This is a genomic window from Bradyrhizobium sp. R2.2-H (assembly GCF_004346455.1).
In the GTDB taxonomy this organism is placed as follows: Bacteria; Pseudomonadota; Alphaproteobacteria; order Rhizobiales; family Xanthobacteraceae; genus Bradyrhizobium; species Bradyrhizobium diversitatis.
On sequence record NZ_SMBR01000001.1, the window covers coordinates 327,957 to 342,752 of the forward strand.

The following is a 14,796-nucleotide window of genomic DNA, read 5'->3' on the forward strand; positions in this document are numbered from 1 at the left end:
GTCGACACGTATGAAATCCTTGATGTCGGCCGTGCAGACGCCTGGGATGATCATGCCACGGATATGGTGCGCCGCGACGCTCGCGGGACTTTGCGAGGCATCAGCCTACATCATCTCGCAGGCGTGCCAATGCGTCGCTCAACCTTTTCGACGCGGGCGTCCCACAATTCTCATGCATGGTACCCGCTGCCGTCACGTGTCGCAACAATTAGCTACAACGTTTCATTTGAATAACCTTTGGTTGTGGTGCATGATCTCGTGCCGTTCCATGGCCGACCGCCCGATTGATGATTGCCGCAACCCGGATTGACGAATCCTCGCTGCACTATCGTGGCTGGCGTGTCGTGCTGGCCTGCTTCCTGATGGCCTTCTTCATGTTCGGCTTCGGTCTCTACGGCCAAGGTGTCTATCTTGCCGAGCTTCAGCGCGCCCACGGCTGGCCGGGCACGCTGGTCTCCGCGGCAAGTACCTTCTCCTTTCTCCTGAGCTCCGTCCTCGTCATCTTCACCGACGATCTGCTCGAGCGCATCGGGCTGCGCTCGCTGATCCTGAGCGGCCTGACGGCGCTCGGCGCTTCGACCGTGCTGCTGGCGTTGATGCAGACGCCTTGGCAGCTCTATCTCGCCTATGCGCTGATGTCGGTCGGCTGGACCGGCATGGGGACCGTGGTGATCGCGACCGTGCTCAATTCCTGGTTCGAGCGACGCCGCGGGCTCGCGCTCAGCCTTGCCTTCAACGGCGCGACCTGCGGCGGCATCATCCTCGTCCCGCTGCTGCTGTCGCTGACCGGTAGCATCGGCTTCCGCTCCGCCATGCTGGCGGCCACGTTCGCGATGATGGTGCTGCTGTTGCCGGTGGTCGTGACCTTCATCGGCTGGCCGGCCCGGATGTCACAGGCATCTGACGGACGCCGGACCGCTGGCGGCGCGGCCGCGCCAGGCCATTCCCGCAAGGCGCTGCTCGCCAACGCGTCGTTCTGGACCATGGTGCTGCCGATCGCGATGGCGCTACTGGCGCAGATGGGCTTCATCATCCACCAGGTGACGTTTCTCGAACCGCTGATCGGCCGCTCCGCGGCAGGGCTCGCGGTCACCATCATGGCGGCGATGGCGGTGGTCGGGCGCCTGTCGCTTGGCCTGTTCGTCGACCGGCTCGATCCGCGTCTCGCCTGCGCTGCGTCGATGACGAGCCAGGCGGCGGCGTTGTTCGTGCTTCTCCAAAGCACGAATCCGACCGTACTGCTGGCCTGCTGCGCCGTCTACGGCTTCTCGATCGGCAACATGATCACGTTCCCGCCCTTGATCATCCAGCGCGAGATCGGCTCTACCGCCTTCGCCGCCGCGATGGGGTTGGGCACATCGATCAGCGGCATCGTCAGCGCCTTTGGCCCGGGCATCGTTGGCGTCGTGCGGAGCTTGACGGGCAATTACACCACGGCGTTCGCGCTGTGCGTCGTGCTCGATCTCATCGCGACGGGCATCGTGCTGTGGCGGCCGGGAAAGAGCGCAGCCTGAATCTCCGCAAGCCAAGGCCAGACTAAGGGGAAGGCTCGCGCAAGATATTCGAGGTCGTGGCGAGCCGATCCGACTTACCCCAGCAGCACCGCATCCGCCGCCGCGACCGACTCTGCGCTTTCCGTCACCGTGCGCTCGAGCGCTCCCGCCTGCACCGTGATGTTCTCAGCAAAGAAGCGCGCCAGGGCGACGTAGCGCGCAGCGTCCGCGTTGCCGTCGGCCTTGGCGGCGAGCGCCTCGGAGGCGAGCAGGCAGCCGCCGAGCGTGGCGCCGAACTGCTGCAAATAGGGCGTCGCGCCGGCGAGCGCCTCGTTCGGTGCGGAGGCAACGCGCTCCAGGAGCCATTTGCTGGTGCGCCTCAAGGCGTCGAGCGCCTCGCGCAGCTTTGCACCCGTGGTGCCGAAGCCGGGATCGTTGGAGGCCTCGACCTTGCTGATGGTCGCTGCGAGCTCGTCGAGCAGCGCCCACACCGCCGCGCCGCCATTGGCTGCGAGCTTGCGCGTGACGAGATCGATCGCCTGGATGCCGTTGGTGCCCTCGTAGATCGCGGTGATGCGGGCATCGCGGTAGTGCTGGGCCGCGCCGGTCTCCTCGATGAAGCCCATGCCGCCATGCACCTGCACACCGAGATAGGCGACCTCGTTGCCGATGTCGGTGGAATAGGCCTTGGCCATCGGCGTGAGCAGCGCCGCGCGTGCGGCCGCTTCGGTGCGCACCTTCGGGTCCTTGGCGCGCGTCGAGACGTCGATCGCAACGGCCGTCGCGTAGCAGATGGTGCGCGCGGCCGCGGTCTGTGCCCGCATCCGCATCAGCATGCGCTTGACGTCGGGATGCACGAAGATCGCATCGGAGCCGTCGCCCTTCTTGCCGACCGCGCGGCCCTGCTTGCGCTCCTGCGCATACGACAAGGCCTGCTGGTAGGCGCGGTCGGCAACGCCGACACCCTCCAGGCCGACGCCGAGGCGGGCCTGGTTCATCATCGTGAACATGCAGCGCATGCCCTGGTTCTCTTCGCCGATGAGGAAGCCGATCGCGCCGCCATGATCGCCCATGGTCATGGTGCAGGTCGGGGAGGCGTGCATGCCGAGCTTGTGCTCGACGCCGGAGGCGTAGATGTCGTTGCGCTGACCCAGCGAGCCGTCCGCATTCACCATGAACTTGGGGACGAGAAAGAGCGAGATGCCCTTGGTGCCGGCGGGCGCATCCGGCAGGCGCGCCAGCACGAAATGCACGATGTTGTCGGTCATGTCGTGCTCGCCATAGGTGATGAAGATCTTCGTCCCCTTGATGCGATAGGTGCCGTCGGCCTGCCGATCGGCCCGGGTGCGCAGCGCGCCGACGTCGGAGCCGGCCTGCGGCTCGGTCAGCTGCATCGTGCCGGTCCATTCGCCGGAGACGAGCTTTTCGAGATAGATCTTCTTCAGCTCGGCGCTGCCATGCGCGTCCAGCGCCTCGATCGCCGAGGCTGTCAGCAGCGGGCAGAGGCCGAAGGCGACGTTGGCGGCGCTCCAGATCTCCGTGCAGGCGGCGTTGATCGCGAGCGGCAGGCCCTGGCCGCCGAAATCCTCCGGGCCGGACACGGCGTTCCAGCCGCCCTCGGTCCAGCGCTTGTAGGCGTCCGGCCAGCCGGGCGCGGTCGTGACCTTGCCGTCGCTGAGCTTGATGCCATGTTCGTCGCCGATCTTGTTGAGCGGCGCCAGCACGTCGGATGCGAACTTGCCGGCTTCCTCCAGCACGGCGGCCGCGAGATCGGCGTCGAAATCGCCATAATGGCCGGCCTCCATGGCGGCCTTGAGGCCCGCGCCATGGTTGAGCGACAGCAGCATGTCAGAAATCGGCGCGCGGTAGGTCATGTCTCACTCCCGGGGGGGCAAATCTTGACGCCGTATTCTCACGAAACGAAGGCAGTCTCAATGGTCGGGAGATGGGCAGAGGCCGGCCGGAAACGGAGCCGATGCGGGCCATGGAGCATCAAGCGCGGCCGATCCCGGGTCTGCGGTATTTTGCCCCTCCAGACGGTTGAAATGCTGCCCTGCTCCCTATAGACCGGCTGCGACTGGAGAGAATCCGTGGTAGCCCGATCTTCCGCCATTCCGTCAGTCGCCTGGTGGGGCGTAGCCAAGCGGTAAGGCAGCGGATTTTGATTCCGCCATTCGGAGGTTCGATCCCTCCCGCCCCAGCCAAGCAGTCGTGTCCCCGGAGGTGGTGTAGCTCGGTAGAGCGGCATCGTTACGCGGTTGCGGTCAACAAGGATACGGCAAGTCGCGGCGGCTCCACTTTCATTCACGACCAGATCCGTGCGGGATACGGTCACCGCGTCCGGTCCGCGCAACGACTTCGCGCTCGTCGAGCACGCGGATCATTCGATCCTGATTGCGGGCGGGATCGGCATCACCCCGCTGCTCGCCGCGAGCTTTTCCTGCATGGAAGACTGCGGCATCTGCGAGACGCGCGTCCTGGAGGGCATACCCGACCACCGCGGCCCTGTTCGGGCGCGAAGGCAGCGCGACGGCATTTTTGCTGAGGACAAGTCAGGAGCAACGCGCACTAGGCGCGAGGGCAGCTGTGGATCGCCGGCCGGAACGATTCTGCTTGTCGGATGCCTCGCTGAGCGCGAGTCACACGGTGCAGGTGCAATCTGTCGTCCTCCAAGGTCGCCAAAGCCTAGTCTTTGACAATTGCAGATCGGACGCTTAAAAATCCAAGATATACGAACAATCGTTCGGTAGTCGAACGAAGAACTAAAGTGGATGGATGATGGTTTCACGTGGCCATAGTGCCCGCGGCGCGAACCGCAGCGAGTCCATCGGCGCACCCGACACGATCTACACCAACGGCAAGTTCCTCAAGGTTGACCCGCTGTTTGGCGTGGCGAGCGCGGTCGCTGTGCGAGACGGCCGCTTCGTCGCGGTCGGCAAGATCGATGAAATATCTGCGCTCGCGGGCCCGAACACGGCCGTCATTGATTTGGGCGGTCGAACCGTCCTTCCGGGCCTGATCGATACCCATGCTCATGTCGAGCAGGCAGGATTGATCAAGTACACGGTGCAGCTGAACGACGTCACCACGGTCGAGCAGGCATTGGCCCGTATCGGGGAACACGCTGGCAGATTGCCCAAGGGGAAATGGGTGCGCGGTGCACAATGGCACCCGGTCTCGCAATTGGCCGAAAAGCGCTTCTTGACGCGCGAGGAGCTCGATCGGGCGGCTCCCCACAATCCGGTATGCTTGCCGATTGGCCACTTCACTCTCGTCAACTCGGAGGCCTTGGCCCTCGCGAAAATTACGAAGGACACGCCTGATCCGGATGGCGGGATCATCCATCGCGACAAATCCACCGGCGAGCCGAACGGTACATTGGAGGAGGCCGCGGAGGACCTCGTTCACGCCCTTCTGCCCGAATGGTCGGACGAGGATCGCGATGAGCAGATGAAGTTCGCGATGCGATACTTCAATCAATTTGGGCTGACCTCCGCAATCAGCGCGGCAGTCGATCCCGCAACTTTCCGCGCCCATCAGCGAGTCCGGCAATCCGGCCAGGCGTCTTTGCGCATCAGCGCCATGTACGCGCCGACGGGCGGCCTCAATCCCAGCATGACGATCGAAGAATGGGAGCTGTTCTTCTCTCGCATCGGCGCAGCTTCAGACTTCGGCGACGATTGGTTGAGTTATTCCGGCGTCAAGCTTCAGATCGACGGCGGGATGACATTGCGGACAGCCGCGATGCGGGACGGTTACCCCGACGATCGCGAATACAAGGGGACCATCGTCATCGAGCCATCCAGGTTCAATGCCCTGGTTGCAGCGGCCAATCGCTATGGCTGGCGCGTCGGTGTTCACGCCGTTGGGGATGCCGCCATCGACCGTGTCTTGGACGCCTACGAGTTCGCGGATGCTGAGAGATCTATCGAGGGAAGGCGCTTTATCGTCATCCATGGCAGTCTTATGCGACCGGATCAAATGCAGCGTGCCAAGAAATTGGACGTGCGTGTCGATGCGCAGACCTCGTTCCTCTGGGACAAGGCGGCTGTCGTGGCGAAATTTCTCGGCAAAGATACCGCCGACCGGGCCTTCCCCATGCGAACCATGATCGACATCATGGGCTTGAAGTTGATTGGGCAAGGTACCGACTATCCGATCAACCTCCTAAATCCATTCGTCAATATGTATGTCATGGTGACCCGCCGCGACAAGGATGGCGACGTGTATGGAGAAGGCGAACGGATCAGCCGGAAGGAAGCTATCCAGCTCTACACGAGCGCGGCATCTCGATATTCGTTTTCAGAGGACAAAGTCGGATCAATAGAACCGGGCAAGTATGCCGACATGGTTGTTCTGTCCGACGATATCATGACGATCCCGGAAGAAAGCATCAAGGACATCACGGCTGTACGGACCATCGTTGGGGGGCGAATGGTCTACGACGGTGAGGCCATCTCATGAGCGCGACCTAAAAACGAGAACAACGTCATGCCGCACTTGGTGATCGAATACTCGGAAGGGGCGCTCGCTCGCGACGACGTAACAGGTTTGATGGAAGCGCTCTTTGAAGCCGCTTGGCGAACGGGGATCATGAAGGCGGAGGACGTCAAGGTGCGGGCGTGCGTCTACAACGATTTCCTAGTTGCCGGGAAGCGTGACAGCTTCGTGCATCTGTCGGTCTACTTGCTCGAAGGTCGGTCGCCCGACCAGAAGGTCGAGCTGAGTACGAGCTTTCGACGGACGATGACAGAGCGATGCCCTGATGTGGTCAGCATAAGCGTGGATGTCCGTGACATGGACCCGGTCGCCTACAAGAAACGGCTGAAATGACGGGTGCTCGCCAAAAGGCAGCTTCTCAGACGAGCAGGGGCTGCGCGGCGAGGGACATCTCCTTGAGGAGAGGCAGGAAGCGATCGATCATCTCACCGGTCGTGATGCGATCGACATGAGCGCCAATATTTGCGGCTGCGATGACGGCGCCATCGTAGCGGCGAATCGGCACCGATATGGAGCGAAAGCCCTCTTCGGCTTCCTGATCGACAAGGCTATACCCTTTGGTGCGGTCGGCAATGATTGTCGCAATCACTGCCGATTTGTCGAGCAGCGTCGACTGGGTCTGAGTCGCCAGCTTCATGCCGTCGACCGTTCTCGTCAGCTCGTCGTTTGCCAATCTGCCCAGCAGAACGCGTCCCACTGACGTGCAGAAAGCCGGCAGCCGATATCCTATGTCCAGTCCGGTCGAAAATACCCGCGCCGGACTCGAACGGGCGATAAAGACGACCTCTTCGCCATCCAGGATCGCAAGGGAGCAGACCTCCTTGGCCCTGCCAGCGACCTCGTCCATCAACGGCTGCATCACGGTGCTGATTTGGTTCGACGTCAAATAGGCCGAAGCCAAAAGCAGCACTCTGGGCGTTAGCGAAAACAACCGCTCGTTGCCCGCGACGAATCCGGATTTGACGAGGGTCATCAGAATCCGGCGCACCGTCGCCCGCGGAAGATTCGCGCTCTTGGAGAGGTCGCTGAGGGTCATTGGACGGCGATCGATGCCAAACGACTGTATCACGCGAAGACCCCGATCCAGGGTCTCGATGAACTCGCCTCCCTCCCGCGCCTTTTCCTCTTCTTCCGTACGCTTCAGCCTCGGCATTCTATTGGGCGGTCCCTGTCGGCGGCCTCTCGGAAGTGAGAACCATCACAAATACGCGGGTCAGGCGCCAGCCTTGTCTGCGGCTGTCACCAGGGATTTGAGGTCAAAGGAAGGGTCTGCGGCTTGCTCCGGTGCAGGGGAGATCCCCGCGGCAATCAGGCGCCGGGCTGCCATTTGCTCGCCTGGCCGGTTGACGCTGTCCACCGCGACCAACCGCCCTTGGCGATAGTAGAAGACCGAGAACCTTCCGTCGTCGACCGAACCTCGGACCGCCTGCCGATCATACTGTCCGGCCAGCCCGACGATCTGCAGCTTGACGTCATATTGGTCGGACCAGAACCTCGGCACGCTCTCATAGGGCGCGGGAGCGCCGGCGATCGCCAGTCCAGCTGCCTTTGCTTGATCCTGGGCGTTTTGCACCGATTCCAATCTCACCCAGCTTTCGCAAAAGCGGTTGAAGTGGTTGGCGCAGTCACCGGCGGCGAAAATGTCCGATGTCTCGGATCGTCCGTGCTCGTCAACAACAATTCCATTCGTGCATCTAAGCCCCGCCGAGCGCACGATATCGTCGTTGGCGACACCACCAATCCCCACCAGCACCAGGTCGGCGTGGACACTGGCACCGTTGCCCAGCACGACAGCGGAAACTTTTCGATCGCTTCCTTTGAAGGAAGTCACCGTTTCGTTGAGCATCACGTCGACGCCAGCCCGCAGATGCGTATCAAGAAGAAAGGTCGACAAGACCGGCGAGACTGCACGCTCAAGCAGGCGGCTGCTCGCTTCCACGACGGTGACCTTCTTGCCCAGCTTTGCCGCGGAGGCCGCAACTTCCAGCCCTATAAAGCCGCCCCCGACGATGACGATCTCCGCGGCATCGGCCAGACGTGCCTTCAGCTCGATCGCATCAGTCACCGACCGCAGATAGAAAATTCCATCGAAGTCCGCGCCCTCGACCGCGATGCGCCGTGCGCGCGAGCCTGTGGCGATGAGGAGTTTTTCAAACTCCAGAGCGTTGTCGCCGGCCAGAGTGACCTGTCGCGCGCGCAAATCAAGCAGCGTGGCGCGCTGCCCAAGAACGAGATTGATCTGCTTGCCTTCGAAGAAAGTCTCGTCGCGCAAGATCAGATTTTGCTCGCTGATGCGCCCGAGAAGGAAGTCCTTGGATAGCGGCGGCCGCTGATAGGGCAACCACTCTTCGTCGCACACAATGGTGATGGGCTGAGAATAGCCGGCGTCACGAGCTGTGAGAGCGGCTTGAACGCCGGCATATGAGGCGCCGATGATGACCAGCCCCGTCACGATTGCCTCGCCGGCACATGGACCACCAGCTCGTCGAGAGGGGCCAGCACCTTCAGCTGGCAACTCAGCCGACTGTTCGGCTTTCGCTCTCCCGAGACGGCGGATAGCAACTCGAGCTCTTCTTCGCTCGGCTGAGGGAGAGAGCTTGTTTGTTCTTCATCGACGTAGACGTGACAGGTCGCGCAATCGAGGCAGCCGCCGCATTCGCCATCAATACCGGGAATACCGTTGCGAACGGCTGCGAGCATCACGCTCACCTCGCGTCCGACCTCGATGGATTTTTCGCAGCCGTCTTGCTGGACAAATCTCACTCGCGGCATCCGACCTCCGCTCCCTTGGTGTTGTTCGATATAAGAACATAAGTTCGTTAGACGGTTAAACCAATTCTAGCGACCCCTCAACCTCGACTTGTTACCGCCGCTGCGGTTCCATTAGGCAGGATTTGCGGAAATATTTTGCTTGCTTGCTCGTCACACTGGAGTCATTCTGAATAATATCGAACGGTTGTTCGTCTACCGAACTAGCGGAGAGGGCGCAATGAAGCTGACGACAGCGATCGTGGGAGTGGTGCTGACATCAAGCGCGGCGTTTGCCCAGCAGCAGGAGGCTAGTGCTCCCTCGCTTGCCTTGCTCAACGGCAAGATTCTCACCATGGACGGTCAGTCAAAGGTTGCGGAAGCGCTTGCCGTTCGCGACGGAAAAATCTTGGCCGTAGGAGACACGGCGACGATCAAGGCGTTGGCCGGAAATCGCACCCGCACGATCGACTTGCAGGGCAAGACTGTGGTTCCCGGGCTGATCGACACGCACGCGCATTTCAAGGCCGCCGGTCTGTCGGACTACGTCGTGAGTATGAGCGGCGCCAAGACTGTTGCGGATGCCCTCGCGAGCATCAAGCAGTTCGTGGCGAAGAAGAAGCCCGGCGAGTGGATCATCGGAAGCGCCTGGCATCCCCCGTCACAACTCGCGGAAAAGCGCTACCTGACACGTCAGGAGATTGATGGCGTCGCGCCGAACAATCCGGTCTATCTCCGGACCGTTGGCCATTTCTCGATGGCCAATTCGATGGCGCTCGAGAAGGCCGGCGTAACCAAGGCCACGCCAAACCCAAGCGGCGGATCGTTTGAGCGCGACAGTGCTGGTGAGCTGACCGGCGTTCTGGTCGAGACGGCGATCGACAAGGTCGAAAAGGCCGTTCCGGAGTGGACCGCGGACGACGAGTTTCGCCAATTCAAGCTCGCGGAAGGTGTGCTGAACTCGTTCGGGATCACCAGCGCCGTGGAAGGGGCCACCTCGCCCAGGGACATCGCGGCCCTGCAGCGAGTGGCACAGGCCGGTGAAGCAACGCTACGGGTCGGTCTCATGTGGCGCCCGGAGCCCCCCGCCGAGAACGCGGCCTGGGAGGCCATCATGCGAGGCAACGGCGCCTCATCGGGCTTTGGCGATAATTGGCTGAAGTTCGCCGGGATCAAGATCCTTTACGATGGCGGCATGACGCTCAAGACGGCGCTCATGCGTGAGGCCTATCCAGACTCGCATGATGACTACCACGGCATTGCCCAGCAATCGCCGGAACGTCTCAAGGAGCTGGTGTCCATTTGCAATCGCCACAATTGGCGCGTGGGTATCCATGCCGTCGGCGACAAGGGCATCGACCAAGTCCTTGATGCCTTTGAAGCGGCCGACAAGGAAAAATCGATCAAGGAGCGGCGTTTCGTCCTGATCCATGGAAGCTTGATAGTGCCCGAGCAAATGGAGCGCGCGAAGCGCCTCGGTGTCAGAGTGGACTTCCAGAACGTGTTCATGTGGGACAAGGCGGTCACCGTCGAACGCTTCCTGGGTGCGGCGGTCGCCAATCGGGCTGTGCCCACGAAAACTCTCATCGAGAAGGTGGGGCTGAACAGCCTCGGCGCAGGCACCGACTTCCCGGTGAACACGATCAATCCCTTCATCAACATGTACATCATGGTGACCCGCAAGGATCCCGCCGGACGCGTTTATGGAGCGAACGAAGCCGTCAGCCGCGAGCAGGCGCTGCGCCTCTACACCAGCGCGGCATCGCACTATATGTTCGAAGAGAACGAGAAGGGGACGATCGAGGCCGGAAAACTCGCGGACCTGACCGCGCTGTCGGCGGACCTCATGACGGTCCCCGAGGAGCAGATCAAGGACATCAAAGCCGACCTGACGATTGTCGGCGGCAAGATCGTGTTTCAGCGTTAATCTGCGTCCCGAAAGCATGAGGACGCATCTCGAAGCCGGAGAGAGGAGATCCAAGTCATGATGAGCCAAGAGCAGAACGACCTCATTACCCGCGTCGGACCGAAGGCGCCTGCGGGAAAGCTGATGCGGATGTATTGGCAGCCTGCTGCGCTCGTCGACGAACTCGAGGAGGGGCGCCCGATCAAGGCCGTCAAGCTTCTCGGCGAGAACTTCGTTCTGTTCAAGGACGAAACGGGGCGCTATGGCCTGCTCGATCGCGACTGCCCGCATCGGGGTGCCGACCTCGCCTTCGGCCGGCTCGAGAACGGTGGCCTGCGTTGCGCCTTCCACGGGTGGCTGTTCGACGCTACGGGACAGTGCCTCGAGACGCCTGCCGAGCCTGCAAACTCCTCGCTCTGCAAAAACATCAAGCAGCGGTCCTACCCTGTCCTGGAGAAGGGTGGAATCCTGTGGGCGTATTTGGGTGAAGGCGAGCCGCCCGCGTTTCCGGAGATCGACTGCTTCGCGGCGCCGGGGGAATACACCTTCGCCTTCAAGGGCCTGATCGAATGCAATTGGCTGCAGGCCCTGGAAGTCGGCATCGACCCGGCTCATGCCTCGTTCCTTCACCGGTTCTTCGAGGACGAGGATACATCGGCGGCCTATGGCAAGCAGTTTCGCGGTGCGTCGGCCGACTCGGAAATGCCCATGACGAAGGTCCTGCGCGAGTACGACCGGCCGATCATCAATGTCGAGCACACCGAATACGGCCTGCGGCTCATCGCCTTGCGAGAAATCGACGAGCAGCGCACCCACGTTCGCGTCACCAACCAGCTATTCCCGCATGCGTTCGTCATTCCGATGAGCACGGAGATGACGATTACCCAGTGGCATGTGCCCGTCGACGACGTGAATTGCTATTGGTATGCGATTTTCACCAGCTACGCCGCGCCCGTCGACAAGGCGAAAATGCGCGCGCAGCGCCTCGAGCTTTACGAGTTGCCGGAATACCGCTCGCGCAAGAACAAGTCGAACGACTACGGCTTCGACCCGCACGAGCAGGCGACCGAGACTTACACCGGCATGGGCGCGGACATCAACGTCCACGACCAGTGGGCCGTCGAGTCGATGGGCGCCATTCAGGACCGGACGCGTGAGCATCTCGGGCAATCCGACAAGGCGATCATTCAGTACCGCCGGCTGCTTCGCCAGGAGATCGAGAAGGTGGCCGCCGGAGGCAAGCCGCTGTTGTTCCTCGACGCTGCCAGCGCGCGCAGCATCCAGGGGCCGGCCACAATGGACGGTATCGGTCCGACGAAGGGCTGGGAAACCTACTGGATGGAAGTGGACGTCAAGCGTCGTCGGGGCGCTCCCTGGGCCGCGCCGGTGCCCGCCGAGCTCGCCAAGAAGGTGCCTCACCTGACCGCCGCCGAATAACCCAGGCCGGCCCAGCTCAGCAAAGGAGATGTCGTTGAGTTTCGTCGAAAAGCACGGTCTCTGGTCGGCCGAACAGAAGGAGGCTGCCATCCGCATGCGGCGGATGGCGGACGAGCAGGAGTTGCATACGATCCGGCTCTCCTTTCCGGACCAGCACGGCATCTTGCGCGGCAAGGCGCTGGTCGCTTCCGAGGCGCTCTCGTCGATCGAGAGCGGCTGCTCGATAACGACGACATTGCTCGCGAAAGACACCTCTCACCGCACGGTGTTTCCCGTCTTCACCGCCGGCGGCGGGTTCGGGATGCACGAGATGCAAGGGGGAGGCGACATCATGATGGTCGCCGATCCCACCACCTTCAAGGTTCTCCCCTGGGCACCAAAAACCGGGTGGGTGCTTTGCGACCTCTACTTCTCCGACGGACGACCCGTGCCCTTCGCCTCCAGGGGCCTGTACCAATCCGTGCTGGGGCAGCTCAAAGACCGGGGCTATGACTTCAAAGCGGGCCTCGAGGTCGAATGCCACATCTTCAAAGTCGAGAACGCCCGACTAGCGCCCTCGGACGCCGGCAGTCCCGGGCAACCGGGTGAGCCTCCGGAGGTCAGCCTGCTTTCGCAGGGCTATCAGTACCTGACGGAGCAACGCTATGACCAGATGGAGCCTGCGCTCGAGCTGATCAGGCAAAACATCGCGGCGCTGGGCTTGCCGCTTCGGTCGATCGAGGTGGAATACGGGCCGAGCCAGTGCGAGTTCGTGTTTCAGCCCACCGTCGGCATTGAGCCGGCGGACACCATGGTGCTGTTTCGTACGGCGGTGAAGCAGATCTGCAACCGCCACGGCTATCACGCGACCTTCATGTGCCGGCCGCGGATACCGAACGTGATGTCATCGGGGTGGCACCTTCACCAATCGCTGGTCTCCCGAAAAGACAGCGCCAACGCGTTCATGACGAGCGAACCGGCCGGTCTGTCGAAACTTGGCAAGCACTATATGGCCGGGCTGCTGGAGCATGCCAGGGCATCCACGGTCTTCTCGACGCCGACGATCAATGGCTACAAGCGCTACCGTTCCTATTCGCTGGCTCCGGATCGGGCGATCTGGGGACGCGACAACAGGGGCGTCATGATCCGCGTGCTGGGCGGTCCCGACGATAGAGCCACCCGGCTCGAAAACAGGATCGGCGAGCCAGCCGCAAACCCCTATCTGTACATGGCGTCGCAGATTCTGGCCGGCCTCAACGGCATTGATCGTCAGCTCGATCCCGGTCCGTCGGCGGACACCCCCTACGAGACCAAGGCAAACCTCCTACCGACCTCCTTGCGCGAGGCGGTGTTCGCGTTGCGCGATGACCCCTTCTTCCGCGAGGCTCTGGGAGAGAAATTCGTCGACTACTACGTTTTCATCAAGAACGCGGAAATCGAGCGCTTCCAATCGACGGTCACCGAGTGGGAGCAGCGAGAATATTTCGAAATGTTCTGAAATGGCATCACCGAAGCAGGAGAAGAGAGACATGGGCTTGAGGTTTGGACTTGTTGGGGCCGTCGCGATTGCCACTGCCTGGATCTCGCCGGCGCAGTGCGACACGATCAAGGTGGGGATCATTGGCACCATGTCCGGTCCGTATGCCTTGTTCGGCCAGAACTTCAAGTACGGCATTGACGCCTGGGTGGCCAAGCATGGATCGAAAGTCGGCGATCATCAGATCGAGTTTGTCTATCGCGACGAAGAATCGCCGAACCCCGCCAAGTCGAAATCATTGGCTCAGGAGTTGATCGTCAAGGAGAAGGTTCAATACATCGCGGGACTGTACTTCACTCCGGACGCCCTGGCCGTCGCTCCGCTTCTTGAGGAAGCGAAGGTGCCTATGGTCGTCATGAACGCGGCGACGTCGGCGATCGTCGAGAAGAGTCCTTATATCGTGCGGACGTCCTTTACGATGTGGCAGAACACGGTCCCCGCGGCAAAGGTGGCGAAGGCCAGAGCGGCCAAGAAGGTGGCGATCGCCGTCAGCGATTACGGCCCCGGCATCGATGCCGAAGCAGCCTTCAAAAAGACGTTCGAGGCAGATGGAGGCACCATCGTCCAATCGGTCAGGATGCCGCTCAATACGACCGATTTCGGTCCAATCATGCAAAGGATCAAGGATTCCGGCGCAGACATGATCTTCACGTTCTTGCCGGCCGGTCCGCCAACCTTGGGTTTCGTCAAGGCCTATATCGACAACGGACTGAAAGCGTCCGGCGTGAAGTTGCTGTCCACCGGTGATGTCGTGACCGAGCCAGATCTTCCGAACATTGGTGACAGCGGCGAAGGCATCCTGTCGACTTACCACTACGCGGTCTCGCACGACTCTCCAGAGAACAAAGCCTTCCTGGCCGATATGATCAAGGCGGGCGCCAAGCCTGACGACATCACCATGGCGTCGGTCGCGGCCTATGACGGTGCTCGGCTCATTTACAAGATGGTCGAGGCCACGAACGGTCAAAAGGATCCGGACAAAGCCCTTGCGGCCGTGAAGGGCATGAAATGGGTCAGTCCGCGCGGACCCGTGTCGATCGACCCGGATACCCGGCATATTCGTCAGAACGTATATCTGCGCGAAGTCGTGAAGCAGGACGGCAAGTTCCTCAACAAGGAACTGCAAACGTTCGATGCGCAGCCGGACTGGGGTCTGGCGAAGAACTAGAGCGGATTGCTCGCGAAATAAATCTCGC

General features: G+C 61.6%; 11 protein-coding genes and 1 tRNA gene. 8 read left to right on the forward strand and 4 right to left on the reverse strand.

Features of this window, described 5'->3' with window-relative positions; translation table 11 throughout:
* The first annotated feature begins 287 nt into the window (after positions 1-287).
* A complete protein-coding gene (locus tag EDE08_RS01575; RefSeq protein ID WP_131866521.1) occupies positions 288-1,514 on the forward strand; it encodes an MFS transporter in 1,227 nt (408 codons plus the stop codon).
* 74 nt (positions 1,515-1,588) lie between these two features.
* Here EDE08_RS01575 and EDE08_RS01580 read toward each other — a convergent pair whose 3' ends face one another.
* Positions 1,589-3,367 carry an acyl-CoA dehydrogenase family protein gene (locus tag EDE08_RS01580; RefSeq protein WP_131866523.1) on the reverse strand — a complete coding sequence of 593 codons (1,779 nt, stop codon included), beginning with the start codon at positions 3,365-3,367 and terminating at the stop codon, positions 1,589-1,591.
* A 255-nt stretch (positions 3,368-3,622) separates the two neighbouring features.
* Between EDE08_RS01580 and EDE08_RS01585 the strand changes: the two genes are divergently transcribed.
* The 3 genes from EDE08_RS01585 (at position 3,623) to EDE08_RS01600 (ending at position 6,326) form a co-directional block, all read left to right on the forward strand.
* Positions 3,623-3,697 (forward strand) — tRNA-Gln (locus tag EDE08_RS01585).
* A 571-nt stretch (positions 3,698-4,268) separates the two neighbouring features.
* On the forward strand, positions 4,269-5,957 hold the full coding sequence (locus EDE08_RS01595; RefSeq protein ID WP_245524666.1) for an amidohydrolase: 1,689 nt from the start codon (positions 4,269-4,271) through the stop codon (positions 5,955-5,957).
* A gap of 27 nt (positions 5,958-5,984) precedes the next feature.
* Complete coding sequence (locus tag EDE08_RS01600; protein ID WP_061878380.1) at positions 5,985-6,326, forward strand: 5-carboxymethyl-2-hydroxymuconate Delta-isomerase; 342 nt, start codon at positions 5,985-5,987, stop codon at positions 6,324-6,326.
* Positions 6,327-6,351: 25 nt separating this feature from the next.
* Here the strand turns inward: EDE08_RS01600 and EDE08_RS01605 are convergent, their stop codons facing one another.
* From EDE08_RS01605 to EDE08_RS01615, 3 genes are read right to left on the reverse strand one after another with little or no spacing between them, the layout of a single operon-like run.
* Entirely contained in the window at positions 6,352-7,146 is a 795-nt protein-coding gene (locus EDE08_RS01605; protein ID WP_131866525.1) for an IclR family transcriptional regulator domain-containing protein, read from the reverse strand.
* 60 nt (positions 7,147-7,206) lie between these two features.
* Entirely contained in the window at positions 7,207-8,445 is a 1,239-nt protein-coding gene (locus EDE08_RS01610) for an NAD(P)/FAD-dependent oxidoreductase (RefSeq protein ID WP_131866527.1), read from the reverse strand.
* Entirely contained in the window at positions 8,442-8,765 is a 324-nt protein-coding gene (locus EDE08_RS01615; RefSeq protein ID WP_131866529.1) for a 2Fe-2S iron-sulfur cluster-binding protein, read from the reverse strand. Before EDE08_RS01615 ends, EDE08_RS01610 begins: the two co-directional genes overlap by 4 nt.
* A gap of 217 nt (positions 8,766-8,982) precedes the next feature.
* Between EDE08_RS01615 and EDE08_RS01620 the strand changes: the two genes are divergently transcribed.
* The 4 genes from EDE08_RS01620 to EDE08_RS01635 are packed head-to-tail and all read left to right on the forward strand — an operon-like array spanning position 8,983 to position 14,768.
* A complete protein-coding gene (locus tag EDE08_RS01620) occupies positions 8,983-10,668 on the forward strand; it encodes an amidohydrolase (protein ID WP_131867406.1) in 1,686 nt (561 codons plus the stop codon).
* 57 nt (positions 10,669-10,725) lie between these two features.
* Entirely contained in the window at positions 10,726-12,084 is a 1,359-nt protein-coding gene (locus EDE08_RS01625; RefSeq protein WP_131866531.1) for an aromatic ring-hydroxylating dioxygenase subunit alpha, read from the forward strand.
* A 34-nt stretch (positions 12,085-12,118) separates the two neighbouring features.
* Positions 12,119-13,561 (forward strand): glutamine synthetase family protein, encoded by a 1,443-nt coding sequence (locus EDE08_RS01630; RefSeq protein ID WP_131866533.1) that lies wholly within the window; start codon positions 12,119-12,121, stop codon positions 13,559-13,561.
* A gap of 31 nt (positions 13,562-13,592) precedes the next feature.
* Positions 13,593-14,768, forward strand: coding sequence for an ABC transporter substrate-binding protein (locus tag EDE08_RS01635; protein ID WP_131866535.1), 1,176 nt, complete (start codon positions 13,593-13,595; stop codon positions 14,766-14,768).
* Positions 14,769-14,796: the final 28 nt, after the last annotated feature.

Bases quoted from the DNA above. Each gene is read 5' to 3' on its own strand.
- EDE08_RS01605 (WP_131866525.1), bottom strand. From the start codon at position 7,146: ATGCCGAGGCTGAAGCGTACGGAAGAAGAGGAAAAGGCGCGGGAGGGA.
- EDE08_RS01635 (WP_131866535.1), top strand. From the start codon at position 13,593: ATGGGCTTGAGGTTTGGACTTGTTGGGGCCGTCGCGATTGCCACTGCC.
- EDE08_RS01625 (WP_131866531.1), top strand. From the start codon at position 10,726: ATGATGAGCCAAGAGCAGAACGACCTCATTACCCGCGTCGGACCGAAG.
- EDE08_RS01580 (WP_131866523.1), bottom strand. From the start codon at position 3,367: ATGACCTACCGCGCGCCGATTTCTGACATGCTGCTGTCGCTCAACCAT.
- EDE08_RS01620 (WP_131867406.1), top strand. From the start codon at position 8,983: ATGAAGCTGACGACAGCGATCGTGGGAGTGGTGCTGACATCAAGCGCG.
- EDE08_RS01595 (WP_245524666.1), top strand. From the start codon at position 4,269: ATGATGGTTTCACGTGGCCATAGTGCCCGCGGCGCGAACCGCAGCGAG.
- EDE08_RS01575 (WP_131866521.1), top strand. From the start codon at position 288: ATGATTGCCGCAACCCGGATTGACGAATCCTCGCTGCACTATCGTGGC.
- EDE08_RS01600 (WP_061878380.1), top strand. From the start codon at position 5,985: ATGCCGCACTTGGTGATCGAATACTCGGAAGGGGCGCTCGCTCGCGAC.
- EDE08_RS01615 (WP_131866529.1), bottom strand. From the start codon at position 8,765: ATGCCGCGAGTGAGATTTGTCCAGCAAGACGGCTGCGAAAAATCCATC.